Annotated in this window: 18 protein-coding genes; 11 read left to right on the top strand and 7 right to left on the bottom strand. The window is 60.9% G+C overall.

Annotated elements, in window-relative coordinates:
* Positions 1-119 precede the first annotated feature (119 nt).
* Complete coding sequence (locus tag H1S03_RS01850; RefSeq protein ID WP_166190672.1) at positions 120-398, top strand: DUF3572 domain-containing protein; 279 nt, start codon at positions 120-122, stop codon at positions 396-398.
* 1 nt (position 399) lies between these two features.
* Entirely contained in the window at positions 400-1,053 is a 654-nt protein-coding gene (locus H1S03_RS01845) for a hypothetical protein (protein WP_185802880.1), read from the top strand.
* A 22-nt stretch (positions 1,054-1,075) separates the two neighbouring features.
* Here H1S03_RS01845 and H1S03_RS01840 read toward each other — a convergent pair whose 3' ends face one another.
* Genes H1S03_RS01840 through H1S03_RS17815 form a run of 3 tightly spaced genes read right to left on the bottom strand, consistent with a single transcriptional unit; the run spans position 1,076 to position 2,317 of the window.
* Positions 1,076-1,600, bottom strand: a complete 525-nt coding sequence (locus tag H1S03_RS01840) for a gamma carbonic anhydrase family protein (RefSeq protein WP_185803067.1) — start codon at positions 1,598-1,600, stop codon at positions 1,076-1,078.
* A complete protein-coding gene (gmk, locus tag H1S03_RS01835; RefSeq protein WP_185803066.1) occupies positions 1,600-2,238 on the bottom strand; it encodes a guanylate kinase in 639 nt (212 codons plus the stop codon). The genes H1S03_RS01840 and gmk overlap by 1 nt, the downstream gene beginning before the upstream one ends.
* Positions 2,239-2,266: 28 nt before the next feature.
* Entirely contained in the window at positions 2,267-2,317 is a 51-nt protein-coding gene (locus H1S03_RS17815; protein ID WP_249777785.1) for a hypothetical protein, read from the bottom strand.
* A gap of 266 nt (positions 2,318-2,583) precedes the next feature.
* On the opposite strand from H1S03_RS17815, the gene H1S03_RS01825 reads away from it, so the two are divergent.
* Positions 2,584-3,216 carry a PAS domain-containing protein gene (locus H1S03_RS01825; protein ID WP_185802879.1) on the top strand — a complete coding sequence of 211 codons (633 nt, stop codon included), beginning with the start codon at positions 2,584-2,586 and terminating at the stop codon, positions 3,214-3,216.
* 9 nt (positions 3,217-3,225) lie between these two features.
* Here the strand turns inward: H1S03_RS01825 and serB are convergent, their stop codons facing one another.
* Positions 3,226-4,077, bottom strand: coding sequence for a phosphoserine phosphatase SerB (serB, locus tag H1S03_RS01820; protein ID WP_185802878.1), 852 nt, complete (start codon positions 4,075-4,077; stop codon positions 3,226-3,228).
* Between the two features lie 55 nt (positions 4,078-4,132).
* The gene (locus H1S03_RS01815; protein ID WP_185802877.1) at positions 4,133-5,500 is read right to left on the bottom strand and encodes a class II 3-deoxy-7-phosphoheptulonate synthase; all 1,368 of its coding nucleotides are present in this window, start codon (positions 5,498-5,500) and stop codon (positions 4,133-4,135) included.
* A gap of 254 nt (positions 5,501-5,754) precedes the next feature.
* Between H1S03_RS01815 and H1S03_RS01810 the strand changes: the two genes are divergently transcribed.
* Positions 5,755-6,723 carry a GlxA family transcriptional regulator gene (locus tag H1S03_RS01810; RefSeq protein WP_185802876.1) on the top strand — a complete coding sequence of 323 codons (969 nt, stop codon included), beginning with the start codon at positions 5,755-5,757 and terminating at the stop codon, positions 6,721-6,723.
* Positions 6,724-6,951: 228 nt separating this feature from the next.
* Positions 6,952-7,158, top strand: a complete 207-nt coding sequence (locus H1S03_RS01805; RefSeq protein WP_097927926.1) for a cold-shock protein — start codon at positions 6,952-6,954, stop codon at positions 7,156-7,158.
* Positions 7,159-7,254: 96 nt separating this feature from the next.
* Here the strand turns inward: H1S03_RS01805 and H1S03_RS01800 are convergent, their stop codons facing one another.
* A complete protein-coding gene (locus H1S03_RS01800) occupies positions 7,255-8,076 on the bottom strand; it encodes a metallophosphoesterase (protein ID WP_185802875.1) in 822 nt (273 codons plus the stop codon).
* Positions 8,073-9,038: a diacylglycerol/lipid kinase family protein gene (locus tag H1S03_RS01795; RefSeq protein ID WP_185802874.1), complete on the bottom strand. Its 966-nt coding sequence runs from the start codon at positions 9,036-9,038 to the stop codon at positions 8,073-8,075. Before H1S03_RS01795 ends, H1S03_RS01800 begins: the two co-directional genes overlap by 4 nt.
* Positions 9,039-9,257: 219 nt before the next feature.
* Here H1S03_RS01795 and H1S03_RS01790 point away from each other — a divergent pair, with 219 nt between their 5' ends.
* Genes H1S03_RS01790 through H1S03_RS01765 form a run of 6 tightly spaced genes read left to right on the top strand, consistent with a single transcriptional unit; the run spans position 9,258 to position 14,731 of the window.
* On the top strand, positions 9,258-10,265 hold the full coding sequence (locus H1S03_RS01790; protein ID WP_185802873.1) for a Gfo/Idh/MocA family protein: 1,008 nt from the start codon (positions 9,258-9,260) through the stop codon (positions 10,263-10,265).
* 33 nt (positions 10,266-10,298) lie between these two features.
* Complete coding sequence (locus tag H1S03_RS01785; protein WP_185802872.1) at positions 10,299-10,457, top strand: hypothetical protein; 159 nt, start codon at positions 10,299-10,301, stop codon at positions 10,455-10,457.
* A 34-nt stretch (positions 10,458-10,491) separates the two neighbouring features.
* Entirely contained in the window at positions 10,492-11,736 is a 1,245-nt protein-coding gene (locus H1S03_RS01780; RefSeq protein WP_185802871.1) for an ABC transporter substrate-binding protein, read from the top strand.
* Between the two features lie 55 nt (positions 11,737-11,791).
* Positions 11,792-12,694 (top strand): carbohydrate ABC transporter permease, encoded by a 903-nt coding sequence (locus tag H1S03_RS01775; protein ID WP_185802870.1) that lies wholly within the window; start codon positions 11,792-11,794, stop codon positions 12,692-12,694.
* Positions 12,694-13,617 carry a carbohydrate ABC transporter permease gene (locus H1S03_RS01770; protein WP_221892556.1) on the top strand — a complete coding sequence of 308 codons (924 nt, stop codon included), beginning with the start codon at positions 12,694-12,696 and terminating at the stop codon, positions 13,615-13,617. Before H1S03_RS01775 ends, H1S03_RS01770 begins: the two co-directional genes overlap by 1 nt.
* A gap of 4 nt (positions 13,618-13,621) precedes the next feature.
* Complete coding sequence (locus H1S03_RS01765; RefSeq protein ID WP_185802869.1) at positions 13,622-14,731, top strand: ABC transporter ATP-binding protein; 1,110 nt, start codon at positions 13,622-13,624, stop codon at positions 14,729-14,731.
* The last annotated feature ends 88 nt before the right edge of the window (positions 14,732-14,819 follow it).

Genomic DNA, 14,819 nt, shown 5'->3' with positions numbered 1-14,819 from the left:
GAAATTCTCATAAAACTGCCAATTATGTCGTGGGAATGTCCTCCAAAAGGGATTTCAGAAAAGTGATGGGCAAGCATGAGAGCGACCTGTATGACGTCAGTATTGCCTAGGGGAAAAGTATGAACAAAACATCAGCGGAGGCCCTGGCGGCGCAAGTTCTGGGCTGGCTGGCAGGTGATGATGAAAGACTCATGTCGTTTCTGGGCATGACCGGGGCGGAGGTAGGCGATCTTCGCCATCGGGCGAATGATCCGCAGTTCCTGGGCTTTCTCATCGATTTTCTGTTGCAGGATGAGCAGGCCCTGATCGAATTTTGCGACCGCACGAACACCCCCTACGACGCACCGCAACGGGCGCGATTGCTGCTTCCCGGTGGCGATTTGCCGAACTGGACCTGATATGGCACTGACCGACATTACCCGCGCACAGATCGAAATGCTGGATCTGGTGCCCGACTCGCCCCTGATCGCAGTCGATGCGGATGAGGTTCTCGTTTACTTCATGCGGCACTTTCGCGATTTCAGTGCCGAAAAATCCTGGCGGCTGAATCCTGGGGCAGGCCGTCTGGATCAGGCGCTGACCCATATCGAAGACGGCTCGATTGCCGACATGGCGACCGGCCTGGGCCTGATTGACGCCTTCTTTCAGGCGGAAGTTCACAACCAGATCGCCATAGATTGGGCCGCATCCAGTCTGAAGGAGGCAAGTCTCAGCGCGCAGATCGTCGTACTGACCAACCTGCCCCATGCCGCGCGCGACGGACGCATCGCGAATCTCGGCGGGCATGGCATTCCCTACCCGGTCGTCACCAACACCGGCGGCAAGGGCTTCGCCTTGGCCGAACTGGCCACGCGGGTCGATGGCCCGGTCCTGTTCATCGACGACAGCGCCGCCCAGATCGAGAGTGCCGCGAAGGAGGCACCGCATGTGCGCCGCATGCAGCTGATCGGATGCGATTACGCCGCCCCTGCCCTTCCCCGGACGGATGCGGCAGAAACCCTGGCGCTGGACTGGGGCGAAGGTCAGCGGTGGATCAAGCGGGTTCTGGGCTGACCCGCAGCCCCGGTCGCGCCCCTCAGGAAACGACGCGCAATCCGTCCCGGAACCGCTGCATGTTCTCGACATAACGCCGGGCCGAGGATTCAAGCATTCTGACGCCCGCATCGTCGATCTGTCGCACGACCTTGCCCGGCGCACCCATCACCAGCGAATTGTCGGGGATCACCTTTCCCTCGGTAATCAAGGCGCCTGCTCCGATCAGGCAATTGCGCCCGATCGTGGCCCCGTTCAGGACAGTCGCGCCCATCCCGATGAGGGAGTTGTCGCCAATGGTGCAGCCATGCAGCATCGCCTTGTGCCCGATGGTGCAGCCCGCGCCAATGGTCAGCGGATAGCCGGGGTCGGTATGAAAGACACAGTTTTCCTGCACATTGGAATTCGCCCCGATGCTGAGCAATTCGTTGTCACCGCGCAAGGTACAGTTGAACCAGATTCCTACCCCGGCCGAGAGGTGGACAGCCCCGATCACGTGCGCTCCGGGAGCGATCCAGACATCCGCGTCGCAGTCCGGCGTCAATTCGCCAAGGGTATAAAGCGGCATCATGCAATCTCCTTTATTTCGCCCGACATGATGCGGGCACGACGTGCAATATCAGGTCTGCGGTCGCGACGCAGCCGTTCCGCCGTCAGGATCGCACGCAGTTCGGAATAACAGATTTCCAGATCGTCGTTGATCAGGATGTAGCGATATTCAGCCCAATGGCTCATCTCACGCCGGGCTTCGCGCATCCGGCGCTCGATCACGTCCGTTGCATCCTGAGCGCGCGCATGCAGACGACGCTCCAACTCCTCGATGGAGGGGGGAAGGATGAAGATGGAAATCGCATCGCGCCCCATTTCGGAGTTGCGGATCTGTTGCCCCCCCTGCCAATCGACGTCGAACAGAACGTCCGAACCCTGTGCACAGGATCTGCGAACCGGCCCGATGGGTGTGCCGTAGAGGTTTCCGAAGACCTCCGCATGTTCCAGCATCTCCCCCTCGGCGACCATGCGTTCGAACTCGGGACGTTCACGAAAGAAATATTCACGTCCCTCGACCTCCCCCGCGCGCGGCGGACGGGTGGTCGCGGAAACGGAGAATGAGATCTGCGGATCATCGGCCAGCAGGCGGCGCGACAGCGTGGATTTTCCCGCACCCGAAGGCGAGGACAGGATGACCAGCATTCCACGACGGCTGATCTCGGGGCGTTCGGGGGTCATAGCGGCCTCACTCGACATTCTGGACTTGTTCTCGCATCTGGTCGATTACCACTTTCATATCGATTTCGACACCGGTTAACGCCGCGTGAGCCGAATTTCGCGGTCAGCCTGTCTGACTGATTGCGCCCCGGGCATTCACGCAGACGCCCCAGCCCAGATCATTCCGTCTATCCCTATGAACCGTGTCATGGACGGCATCTCGCGCCGCCGTTCACCGGCTGTTAACCTTTTAGGCGGAAAGATCGTTTAAAATGCTACTCAAATGCTATCATTCTCTTAACGTCCGCGTAACCATGGGCGAATGGCGTGGCCAGGGTGAGCAAGATGAACAGGCAGGACATACTCGGCGATCTGTCGGAATATTGGGAGGAGGTGCGCGGCAACAGGCTGGCACCCCGCCGGTCCGACCTGAATCCCAACCGGTTCGGCGCGGCGTTGGAGCATATGTTCATCCTTGAAACCGTCGAGGATGGACCGCTGCGCATCCGACTTGCCGGGTCGCGCCTGTGTGACATGATGGGGATGGAGGCGCGCGGAATGCCTGCCCGCGCGATGTTCGCGATCCCGGATCAGATGCGAGCGGACGATCTGTTCAGCGAGGTTGTTCGCCATCCCGCCTGTATCGACATGGATCTGACCGGCCTGTCCGGTGAGGCGGCGCAGTATCAGGGCAGCATGATGTTGCGCCCGCTTTTCGATGATCTGGGTGCAATCACGCGTGTACTGGGATGCCTGGTCATCGACGCCCCCCGCTATGAGACGGACATCGCGATCACCATTGATACCGTGCTCATCCACACGCTGCGTCAGAAGCCCAAATCGGCCGCGCCCGCCGGTTTCGCGGAGGCGCAGGCCGCCTTCGACAGCCCGCATCTTCGCAGTGTGTCCGGCAGTGCCCGCGCGCCCCGCCAGCCCTTGACCCGTTCACATCTGCGCGTTGTCAGTTCCAACGATTGAGGGGCGGGATCAGTCCTGAACCCACTCCTCCTGAGGAATGCCCTGCAGCGCGAGAAGTGCGGTCAGATCCGAATGATCGAGCACGGCATCCGCCCCGACTCGCAGCGCCTGCTTGGCCTTGTACGCCACGCCCAGCCCTGCCGCCTCGACCATCGCCAGATCGTTCGCGCCGTCCCCGACCGCGATAACGTCGCCCGCGCCGAAGCCACCTGCCTGAGCCAGTTCGCGCAGGGAATCGAGCTTCGCCTGCCGGCCCAGGATCGGGTCGGAAACCTTGCCCGTCAGCCGATCTTCGTGGAACAGCAGCGTGTTGGCCCGATTGACGGCAAAGCCCGCCGCCTGCGCCACGCGCGCGGTAAAGTAGGTGAATCCACCCGAAACCAGCGCCGTCTGCGCCCCCAGATGCGCCATCGTCCGCACCAGGGTCCGCGCACCGGGATTGAGCCATATGCGCTGCGTGTAGCATTCATCGAGTGCGCTGCGCGGCAAGCCCGCGACCAGTCCGACACGCTCCCTCAGGGCCGCCTCGAAATCCAACTCGCCGCGCATCGCCCGTTCGGTGATATCCGCAACGCGATCCTTCACGCCTGCGAAATCGGCAAGTTCGTCGATGCATTCCACCGGAATCATCGTGCTGTCCATGTCCGCGATCAGCATTTTCTTTCGGCGGCCCTGCGTGGGGACGAGGTTGAGGTCGCATCCCTGCGGCGCAACAGCGCTGCCCAGCGAAGCGCAGGCGATCTCAACCGCCGATGCGGCAAGGCGCACCGGATCGCCCGGTTGCACCAGTTCGGACAGGACCTGAGAAACCTGCGCGTCGGACACTCCGGCCGCAGCGGTCAGTATGGCAAAATTCTGCATGTATTCTCCGCCCGTACGGTCCAGCCCCGTGGGGCTGGACGTCGGGATCAGGGGATCAGACGGCGGCGCGATGCGCCAGCGGTGCCTTGTCCAGTTCCTCCGCCACGAGGAACGCCAGTTCCAGTGCCTGGCTGGCGTTCAGACGCGGGTCACATGCCGTGTGATAGCGGTCAGACAGGTTCTGATCCGTTACAGCGCGCACGCCACCGGTGCATTCCGTCACGTCCTGACCGGTCATCTCGAAATGCACGCCGCCGGCATAGGTGCCCTCGGCCTTGTGGATCTCGAAGAACTGCTGAACCTCGGCAAGAACGCTCTCGAACGGGCGTGTCTTGTAGCCGGAATCGGATTTGATCGTGTTGCCGTGCATCGGATCGCAGGACCAGACGACCTTGCGACCCTCACGCTCCACCGCGCGAATCAGTGCGGGCAGATGATCGCCAACCTTGCCCGCGCCGAACCGTGCGATCAGGGTCAGACGGCCCGCCTCGTTGCCGGGATTCAAGCGGTCGATCAGGTCGATCAGCTCATCAGGTTGCAGCGACGGCCCGCATTTCAGGCCGATCGGGTTTATGACACCACGGCAGAATTCGACATGCGCGCCGTCGGGCTGTCGTGTCCGGTCGCCGATCCAGATCATGTGGCCGGACCCGGCGACGACCTGCCCCGTGGTGGAATCGACGCGGGCCAGCGCTTCCTCGTATTCCAGCAACAGCGCCTCGTGCGATGTGTAGAAATCGACACGGCCCAGGGTGTCCGTATTGCCGGAGTTGATGCCCGCAGCCTCCATGAAGGCAAGGCTTTCGGAAATCCGGTTGGCAAGATCGCGGTATGACGTGGTCGCGGCCGCATCCGCGAACCCCAGCGTCCATTCGTGCACCCGGTGCATATCCGCGAAACCGCCCTGCGAAAACGCGCGCAGCAGGTTCAGCGTCGCCGCGGATTGGGTATAGGCCTGCAACATCCGGTCCGGGTTGGGGATCCGCGCCTCCGGGGTGAAGTCGATATCGTTGATGATGTCACCACGATAACTGGGCAGTTCCACCCCGTCCTTTACCTCCGTCCCTGCCGAACGCGGCTTGGCGAACTGACCCGCCATGCGGCTGACCTTCACCACGGGCAGCTTCGCACCATAGGTCAGGACCATCGCCATCTGGAGCAGCACCCGGTACGTGTCGCGAATGTTGTCGGCGGAGAATTCACCGAAACTTTCCGCGCAATCGCCCCCCTGCAACAGAAATGCACGACCTTCGGAGACCTGGGCGAGTTGCTTGCGCAGAGCGCGCGCCTCCCCCGCAAAGACCAGCGGCGGATAGGATGCAAGGCGGCTCTCGACGGAGGACAGCGCCTCCGCATCGAGGTAGTCGGGCATCTGGATGCGCGGTTTCGCACGCCATCCGGCTTTGGTCCAGGTCGGGGACATTTGCGTCACTCCTGTAACGATATAGGTTTTGGAGAGTCTGTGTAGCATGGGATTTCGGGCGCTGACCACCCGGATAGATGCGCCGAGGCCGGATTTGCCCGCCGGATCGGCCCGAATCTTCGACTTCGCCCGGTGCAGGCTATGAAGCTGAGCCGCGATGACCACAGATGCGACGCCGGCACGTCGCTTTCAGACGCTTGACGCCTCCCCTTGATTGCGACGAACTGGGGCGACGTTTCAGTGGAGACAGGCGAATGGCACCCTTCGAGAGCAAGACACAGACATTCGTCTTTCTGCTGACCGAGAATTATTCGCTAATGTCCTATGCCTGCGCGGTCGAACCGCTGCGCCTGGCCAATTGGGCGACGGGGCAGGAGCTTTATCGCTGGCGGTTGAGCGCCGATGGCGGTGAGTTTGCCGAATGCTCGAACGGGCAACGCACGCTGGTCGATATGGGGTTCGAGGAGATCGGGCGCGACGAGGTGTTGCTGATCTGCTCGGGCACACATGTCAAGAACGCCACGACCAGGAACCTGTTGCACTACATACGGCGCGAGGCGCGGCGCGGGATTGCCATCGGCGGCCTGTGCAACGCCACCTATATCATGGCGCGCGCCGGTCTGCTGGAGGGGAAGCGCTGCACGATCCACTGGGACAACCGCGACAGCTTTCTGGAGGATTTTCCGGATATAGATCTGAGCCACACGATCTACACGATAGATGGCAACCGTTATACCTCTGCGGGGGGATCGGCCTCCGCTGATCTGATGCTCAAGCTGATTTCGGATCGTCACGGGCCGGAACTGGCGAACCGGGTCGCGGATCAGATGATCTATACCACCATCCGCAGTGACCGCGATGAGCAGCGCCTGTCGATCCCCACCCGGATCGGCGTGCGTCACCCCAAGCTTGCCAATGTCATCCGCATGATGGAGGAAAATATCGAGGAACCCGTCAGCCCCTCCCTGTTGGCTGCGGATGTCGGAATGAGCACACGCCAGCTGGAAAGACTGTTTCGCCGCTACCTCAACCGCTCCCCCAAGCGGTATTACATGGAATTGCGGCTGCAAAAGGCCAAGAACCTGCTGATGCAAACGGATATGACGGTCATCAATGTGGCACTTGCCTGCGGATTTACGTCGCCGTCGCATTTCTCGAAATGCTATCGGGCACACTTTTCGACGACCCCCTACCGTGAACGCGGGACACAAGCCGTGGTTTGAGGGACGAATGTCATGCAGACGCAATCATGCGCCCCTATGACATTGCCTGTGACACGGATTGTTCACACGATAAGGCTTGCTTTCCATATGCGTCGGCCCTAGGTGGTTGGGTGTAAGGTTATCTACTCCGAATTCTTCGACTCATAGCAGCCGCAGTACTTCGATTTGGGATTGCATTGCGTTATTGCCCGCACATGTCGTGCGGGCCACACTATGAGGAATACTCGGATGGCTAACGGCACCGTGAAATGGTTCAATTCCACCAAAGGCTTCGGCTTCATTCAACCTTCTGACGGCGGCAAGGACGTTTTCGTTCACATCTCCGCTGTTGAGCGTGCAGGCCTGTCCGGCCTCGACGAGAACCAGAAGATCTCCTACGAGCTGGAAACCGGCCGTGATGGCAAGCAGAGCGCAGGCTCGCTGTCCGTCGAGTAAGCTCTCGCAGCTTTTCGACATTTGAAATTACGAACGGCGGTCAGGAAACTGGCCGCCGTTTTGCATTTGCCTTGCCGTATTTTGCATAAGTCGCGTTCAGGCGGGTGTTTCATAGCCCTGCTGGGCGGTCCAGCCACCGGGATGCAGAACAAATTCACGCATTTCCGTCTGTGCGAAGGTCGTGTCCTCGCCCTCGACCGCGTAGCGGTGCACGCTGACTTTGTTGCCGTCGATACCGATCAGGTTGAAATCGTTCGGCTCCCCACGCACTCGCGTCGAAAGCCCGGTTCCCGCATGTATCTGAAGAATCGCATTCCGTCCCGTCCGCTCCGCAAAGGTGGTGGCACGCCAAGTGTGCAGATGACCTGACAGGATGATGTCGGCGTTGCATTCGGACAGCTCGTCGATGGCGCGTTCGGCCCCGCGCATCAACTTCTTCTTCTGACCGGGCAAATGCTCCATCGGGTGATGCGCCACGACCAGACGCGCGCGCCTCCCCCGTGTTTCCTGAAAGGCCCCGCAGACCCGCGCAATGGCACGGCGGGAGAACCAGCCGCGCTGCCAGCTCAACGGATCGACCGTATTGACCCCGACGACGATCATTTCCTCATCCTCGACGAAGGGTTCAAGTTCCTTCGAAATCCACTTCCGGTAATTGCGCCACGGCATGAACAGCCGCATGAACAGATTGTGAAGGGGCACGTCGTGATTGCCCGGAACGACCATCACCGGCGGCGTCAGGCGCGCGATGAAATCCTTTGCCTCCTGGAACTGCGCGGGGCGTGCGCGTTGGGTCAGATCGCCTGAGATCGCCACCAGATCGGGCGAAAGATCATTAATCGCCGCGATCAGAGGGTCCAACAATTCAGGACGATCACGTCCGAAATGCAGATCCGAGAGGTGAACCAGCCTTCTCACCGTACCCCCTCCCGGCGCGCATTCGGCACCGTCACGGACAGCTCGCGGGGGTGCACTTGCAACTCGAACGGGCTTTTCATCCGCGTCCGCTCCCCGTCGCAGGCGACCATGCGTGCGCCGCGCCGCGTTTCGATCCGAATATGATCGGCGGCCATGATTTCGAAATTCCGATCCTGTGTGGCATTGCCCGCGATCAAAGCCAGAGCGTGACGGAGCATTCCCAATCGCCCCGAATTCGGCGCGATGAACAGGACCAGCTTGCCCTGCGCCACCTCCTCACGCCCGGCCAGTCCGATCTGTTCCAGTTGGAACGCGTTGTTGACAGCAAAAACCAGCGGAGTGGTCACATCCCGCGTTTCGCCCTGCGTGACGATCTGCAATTTCAAGGGACGGCGCAGCATGACCAGCGTCTTGAAGACCGACCAATAGGCCGCGACGCGGCTGCGCCCCCAGCGCGCATAGATCTCCTCGCGGTTCTTGAGAATCTCCGGGTAGGCCCCGAGACTGGAATTGTTGAGAAAGACCCGATCGTTGATGGTCGCGATCGGAACGTGCCTCTCACTGCCCCCGACGATAACATCAACCGCGTCTTCTACCTCCACCGGAATGTCGAGCGATCGTGCGAAGTAATTGAATGTGCCGAGCGGTATGATCCCCATCTTGCGCCCGGAATTTCGCACCACCGATGCGACAGCACAAATCGTGCCGTCCCCACCGGCCGCGACAATCGTCGAGAACCCCTCCTCAACGGCCCGCTGCGCCGTATCGGCAATATCCGTACCCGACTTCACGATGTCGAGCCTGTACGACACATCCGTCCGGCCAAATGCCGCCGCGATCCGGTCGGGTATCTGGGAGGTGTCCTTCTTGCCTGACCCGGAATTCATGACGATGCAGATGTTCCTGCGCCCGGTTTGCGGCGTCGTTTCAGTTCCGTTCGGAGTCGCGCCGGAATCATGCATCGGATGCGCCCGTTTCGGCGAATATGCGTAGAACGATCTGCATGATGACTCCATATGGAACGAAGAGGTTTCGCCTTCGCATGATGGGTAAACAACCACAAGGTGAGCGAAGTTCCATTGTGACCGATTTGCACGCCATACGGCGATACAATCGAAACTTGCCCCACTTCGACCGCTTCACTAGCATCTGAACAGCGTTCCCAAAAAGTGAGGGCTGGTATGCAATGGGCTTTGATCGGAGCGAGCAGAATCGCTTCGAACCACATGATTGACGCGATCAGAGGCCAGCCGGACGCGCAGATCGTATCCGTGCTGAGCGCGGACGCGCAAAGGGCGGAATCCTACGCCGCCACGCACGGGATTCCCCAGCATTTTACCGATCTCGACACCTTGCTTGCGCAATCTGATTGCGATGCTGTCTACATCTCGACCACGAACGAGAAACACCACCCGCAGGCAATGAAGGCAATCGCCGCGGGCAAGCATGTCCTGTGTGAAAAGCCCCTGGCGACCTCCACCACCGATGCTGTCGAGATGGTCACGCAGGCCGCGAAGCGGCGCGTTGTTTTCGGCACCAACCACCATCTGCGCAATGGCGGCGCCCATATAGCCATGCGCGACCTGATCGCGACGGGCCGCATCGGCAAGGTGTTGAGCGTTCGCGTCTATCATGCCGTCAGCCTGCCGGAACAGCTTCGTGGCTGGCGGATAAACGATGCCTTTGCCGGGGGTGGCGTCATTCCGGACATTACCGTGCACAATGTCGATACGGTCAGGTTCCTGCTGGGCGAGGACCCTGTGGATGTGATCGCGAAATCCACGACATCCGGTCTGGGAGAAGGCGTCGAGGACAGCGTCATGTCCGTATGGACCATGGCATCGGGGACAATGGTGCAAAGCCATGAGAGCTTCACCCACAGTTTCGCCCGCACCGGCATCGAGATCCACGGAACCGATGGCTCGATCTACGCGCAGAATATCATGCGGCAAGAGCCCGGCGGGTCGGTCACCTTGATTGATATGCAGGGTGAACATGAGATCGCGTTCGACACGCACAATATGTATCACCGCGCCCTGCACAGATTCACCGAGGCCACGCTGGGGCACGGCGCGCCCTCGGCCGATGGCATCGACGGCGTCAAATCGCTGGCGGTGGCGCTGGCAGTGCGTGAGGCTGCGCAAACGGGCCGGACCCGGACCGTCGATTATTCAGGCGTGCCGCAATAGGCGGCAAAATCCTCCCAATTCCGCCTCAAATGCATGGACGGCTTCGCGGGAATCGCGTTTGGTGGCGATAGGCATTCCGGGCAAGGCCGTGAAATCGGTCGTATCGGATCCGAGGAATTCCTCGAGGTGAAATCGCTGGTGATGCGCATCCGTCGCACATTGGCACCTTGGGTGAAGGCGGGGCCACGCTGACTTTGGCCACAAATAACGCAAACGGGAGGAAACCATGCGTCGTTTTACAAAGACTTTCACAGCGGTCGCGGCTTTGGCGATCGCGGGAACCGCGCAGGCCGAGGATGTCGAGGTTCTGCACTGGTGGACCGCCGGTGGCGAGGCGGCCGCGCTCAACGTGCTCAAGGAAGGGCTGGCCGAAGATGACATCGGCTGGCAGGACATGCCCGTCGCGGGCGGCGGCGGAACCCAGGCGATGACTGTGCTGCGCGCGCGGGTTACCTCGGGCAACGCACCGACCGCCGTCCAGATGCTCGGCTTCGACATCACGGATTGGGCCAAGGAGGGCGCGCTGGCCAACCTCAACAGCATCGCGGAGGAGCAGGGCTGGAACGATGTGATTCCCGCCGCGCTTCAGCAATTCTCGGTCTATGACGGGGAATGGGTCGCGGTTCCGGTGAACGTGCATTCGACGAACTGGGTCTGGGCGGACAAGTCCATTCTGGATGAGCTTGGCATCGCGCAACCGTCCACCTGGGACGAATTCGTCGCCGCGCTTCAGACCGCGAAGGACGCGGGCTATACCGCGCTGGCTCATGGTGGGCAGGCGTGGCAGGACGCGACGATCTTCGAAGCTGTCGCGATGGCGACCGGCGGTCCCGATTTCTATCGCTCCGCGTTCATTGAACTGGACGAGGAAGCCCTGGGGTCGGACACCATGAAGGAGGTCTTCGACCGCATGGGCACGCTGCGCGGTTTCGTGGACGACAACTTCTCGGGCCGTGACTGGAACCTTGCCACCGCGATGCTCATCAACGACGAGGCTGTCTTTCAGCTGATGGGTGACTGGGCGAAGGGTGAGTTCCTCAATGCCGGTCAGGTGCCGGGTGAGGATTTCCTCTGCTTCCGCTTCCCCGGAACGCAGGATCAGGTGATGTACAACTCCGACCAGTTCGCGCTGTTCAATCAGGGTGATGAGGTCTCCAACGCGCAATCCGCCCTGGCCGAGGCGATCCTCAGCCCCGAGTTCCAGATCGCCTTCAACAAGGTGAAGGGTTCGGTTCCCGCGCGGACCGATCTGGATGCGTCCGAATTGGATGCCTGCGGTCAGCAGGGCTATGAAGAGTACATTGCAGCGGGGCAAAGCGACAACCTGCTCGGCTCCTTCGCGCATGGCTACGGCAATCCGGCATCCGTTAAGAACGCGATGTATGACGTGATCACGGCGCATTTCAACGGTGAGTACGACAGCGAGACAGCAGTCGAAGAGCTGGTCACCGCGGTTCAGATCAACATGTGATCCGCGATACGGGGGGCGGTACGCCGCCCCTCGGCGACTATCAAGGAGCCTCGATATGTCACATGCCGATACGCCGCGCAGGTCCAGATCCGTCGATTGGCTGCGCGATGCCTTGCCCAAACTCGTTCTCAGCCCATCGATCGTTCTGGTCGCGATCTTCGTTTACGGCTTCATTGCGTTTACAGTTTACCTGTCGTTCACCGACAGTCGCATCCTGCCGTCCTTTGGCTGGGTCGGCTGGCAGAACTACACGAACCTGTTTCGGATACGCGCATGGGATACGGCCGTCACGAACCTCGCAATCTTCGGCGTGTTGTACATTTCGATCTGTTGTCTGCTGGGGCTGCTTCTGGCGATCCTGCTGGATCAGAAAATCCGGGCGGAGGGGTTCATACGCACCGTCTACCTCTACCCCATGGCGCTGTCCTTCATCGTGACCGGCATCGCCTGGAAATGGTTTCTCGATCCCGGCATCGGGCTGGAGGCCGTGGTACAGGGATGGGGGTGGGAGAGCTTCCGCTTCGACTGGATCAAGGACAGCGACATGGCGATCTATACCATCGTCATCGCCGCCGTCTGGCAGACCTCGGGATTCGTCATGGCGATGTTTCTGGCGGGCCTGCGCGGCATCGACGGTGAGATGCTCAAGGCCGCCCAGATCGACGGCGCCTCAACCTTCGCGCTGTACCGGCGGATCGTGATCCCGCAACTGCGCCCCGCCTTCATGTCGGCCTTCGTCGTGCTCGCGCATATGGCAATCAAGTCCTACGATCTGGTCATCGCGCTGACCAATGGTGGCCCCGGCACGGCGACCGAAGTGCCCGCGACGTTCATGTATTCGTACACCTTCACACGGAATCAGATGGGCATCGGTGCGTCCTCCGCCGTCATCATGCTGATGACCATAGCGGCGATCATCGTGCCCTATCTCTGGTCCGAACTGCGGGAGAAAAAGTGATGGCCACCGCTCCGACATCCGAGGTAATCACACCTGCCACCGGCACCCCTGCCCCGCCGGGACGATCCGCCCTGCGCACCCATTTGCCGCGCGTCGTACTTTACATCATTCTGGCGCTGTTCTGCATCTACTACCTGCTGCCGCTTTACGTGATGGTGGTGAATTCGCTGAAACCCCTGTCCGAGATTACATCGGGCGGAATGATGTCCCTGCCCTCGGACTGGACGATCGAGCCATGGGGCAGCGCCTGGTCCACGGCACAGGTCGGGGTGGAGGCGACGGGCCTGCGGCCCTATTTCCTCAACTCGCTGATGATGGTGGTGCCTGCGGTGGCGATCACCACGATCCTGGGCGCACTGAACGGGTATGTCCTGACCAAGTGGAGCTTTCGCGGATCGACGCTCATCTTCGGCCTGCTGCTGTTCGGGTGCTTCATCCCGTTCCAGATGGTGCTGATCCCGATGGCGCGGATGCTGGGGCTGATGGGGCTGGCCGGATCGGTTTCGGGCCTGATCTTCGTGCATCTGGTCTACGGCATAGGGTTCTCAACCCTGTATTTCCGCAATTACTACGCGGCCTTCCCCACGGAACTGGTACGTGCGGCGCAGATCGACGGGGCGGGCTTCTTCACGATCTTCCGGCGAATTCTGTTGCCATCCTCAGGCCCCATCGCAGTGGTCTGCATCATCTGGCTGTTCACGAATATCTGGAACGACTTCCTGTTCGGGGCCTCATTCTCGGATTTCGACAGCCAGCCGATGACCGTCGCGCTGAACAACCTCGTGCAATCCTCGACCGGGGTGAAGGAATACAACGTTCACTTTGCAGGCGCGATCATGGCCGCGCTGCCCACTCTTCTCGTCTACATCGTCGCGGGTCGCTATTTCGTCCGCGGTCTGATGGCCGGCTCCGTGAAAGGCTGATCCAATGGGTTTTCTCGACATCAAAAACGCGACCAAATCCTACGGCGCGGTCAAGGTTCTGTACGAGACCGACATTTCGGTCGAGGAGGGTGAGTTTCTGGTTCTGGTCGGGCCGTCCGGCTGTGGCAAATCCACGTTGCTCAACATGATCGCCGGGCTGGAGGACGTCACCTCGGGCGATATCGCGATCAAGGGGCGCAGCATGATCGGCGTCAAACCGGCAGAGCGCAACATCGCGATGGTGTTTCAGAGCTACGCTCTCTACCCCAACATGACCGTGCGCGGCAACATCAGCTTCGGCATGGAAATGCACGGCATCGCCAAGCCCGAGCGTGAGCGCAAGATCGACGAGGTGGCGGAGCTGCTGCAAATCCAGCCCTTGCTCGACCGCAAGCCGGGCCAGCTTTCGGGCGGTCAGCGGCAGCGTGTGGCGATGGGCCGTGCCCTGACCCGCGACCCGGACGTGTTCCTGTTCGACGAACCGCTGTCGAACCTGGACGCGAAACTGCGCGTGGACATGCGGACCGAGATCAAGAAGCTGCATCAGAAGCTGGGCACCACCATCGTCTACGTCACGCACGATCAGATCGAGGCGCTGACCCTCTCGACCCGCATCGCGGTGATGTATGGCGGCTATGTACAGCAGCTCGGCACGCCGAAGGAGGTTTACGACAATCCGGCCAACATGTTCGTGGCCGGTTTCATGGGGTCGCCCTCCATGAACCTGTTCCCGGCGCGAGTGACCAACCATGACGGTACGATCGCCGCCGAGGTCCGGCTGAGCGATGGCACGCAGGCACGGCTTCCGTTCGTATCCGGCACGATGGCCGCTCATGAAGGTCGGGAGATCGTTCTGGGTATCCGCCCCGAGGCCATCACGGATCGTGACGGCGCCGACCGGAATTCCAGCGCGATCCATATCGTCGAGGCACCGGTGGAGCTGACCGAACCGGCCGGATCCGACACCTTTGTCGCGACCAATATGGGCGGCAAGGACATCACCGCACGGTTCCGCGCCGACGTTCAGGTCAAGGCGGGCGACCGGTTCCCCTTCGCGATCAACATGGAAAAGGCCGTTGCCTTCGATCCGAAAACCGAAGCCCGCATCGCCTGATATGGCTGTGGCACCAATATGGGGTCGAGGAGTGACCGGGGCGATCTGCGGTCTGTGATTGCCCCGGAAACGAATCTGACGCCCGGAT

It is taken from the genome of Pontivivens nitratireducens (genome assembly GCF_014235845.1).
GTDB lineage: Bacteria > Pseudomonadota > Alphaproteobacteria > Rhodobacterales > Rhodobacteraceae > Pontivivens > Pontivivens nitratireducens.
This window is presented reverse-complemented; position numbering and strand designations above follow the sequence as displayed.

Excerpts from the sequence above, each read along its gene's own strand:
- H1S03_RS01780 (WP_185802871.1), top strand. The coding sequence starts at position 10,492 with ATGCGTCGTTTTACAAAGACTTTCACAGCGGTCGCGGCTTTGGCGATC.
- H1S03_RS01785 (WP_185802872.1), top strand. The coding sequence starts at position 10,299 with ATGGACGGCTTCGCGGGAATCGCGTTTGGTGGCGATAGGCATTCCGGG.
- H1S03_RS01845 (WP_185802880.1), top strand. The coding sequence starts at position 400 with ATGGCACTGACCGACATTACCCGCGCACAGATCGAAATGCTGGATCTG.
- H1S03_RS01790 (WP_185802873.1), top strand. The coding sequence starts at position 9,258 with ATGCAATGGGCTTTGATCGGAGCGAGCAGAATCGCTTCGAACCACATG.
- H1S03_RS01765 (WP_185802869.1), top strand. The coding sequence starts at position 13,622 with ATGGGTTTTCTCGACATCAAAAACGCGACCAAATCCTACGGCGCGGTC.
- H1S03_RS01815 (WP_185802877.1), bottom strand. The coding sequence starts at position 5,500 with ATGTCCCCGACCTGGACCAAAGCCGGATGGCGTGCGAAACCGCGCATC.
- H1S03_RS01770 (WP_221892556.1), top strand. The coding sequence starts at position 12,694 with ATGGCCACCGCTCCGACATCCGAGGTAATCACACCTGCCACCGGCACC.
- H1S03_RS01825 (WP_185802879.1), top strand. The coding sequence starts at position 2,584 with ATGAACAGGCAGGACATACTCGGCGATCTGTCGGAATATTGGGAGGAG.
- H1S03_RS01805 (WP_097927926.1), top strand. The coding sequence starts at position 6,952 with ATGGCTAACGGCACCGTGAAATGGTTCAATTCCACCAAAGGCTTCGGC.
- serB (WP_185802878.1), bottom strand. The coding sequence starts at position 4,077 with ATGCAGAATTTTGCCATACTGACCGCTGCGGCCGGAGTGTCCGACGCG.
- H1S03_RS01810 (WP_185802876.1), top strand. The coding sequence starts at position 5,755 with ATGGCACCCTTCGAGAGCAAGACACAGACATTCGTCTTTCTGCTGACC.
- H1S03_RS01850 (WP_166190672.1), top strand. The coding sequence starts at position 120 with ATGAACAAAACATCAGCGGAGGCCCTGGCGGCGCAAGTTCTGGGCTGG.
- H1S03_RS01795 (WP_185802874.1), bottom strand. The coding sequence starts at position 9,038 with ATGCATGATTCCGGCGCGACTCCGAACGGAACTGAAACGACGCCGCAA.
- H1S03_RS01775 (WP_185802870.1), top strand. The coding sequence starts at position 11,792 with ATGTCACATGCCGATACGCCGCGCAGGTCCAGATCCGTCGATTGGCTG.
- H1S03_RS01840 (WP_185803067.1), bottom strand. The coding sequence starts at position 1,600 with ATGCCGCTTTATACCCTTGGCGAATTGACGCCGGACTGCGACGCGGAT.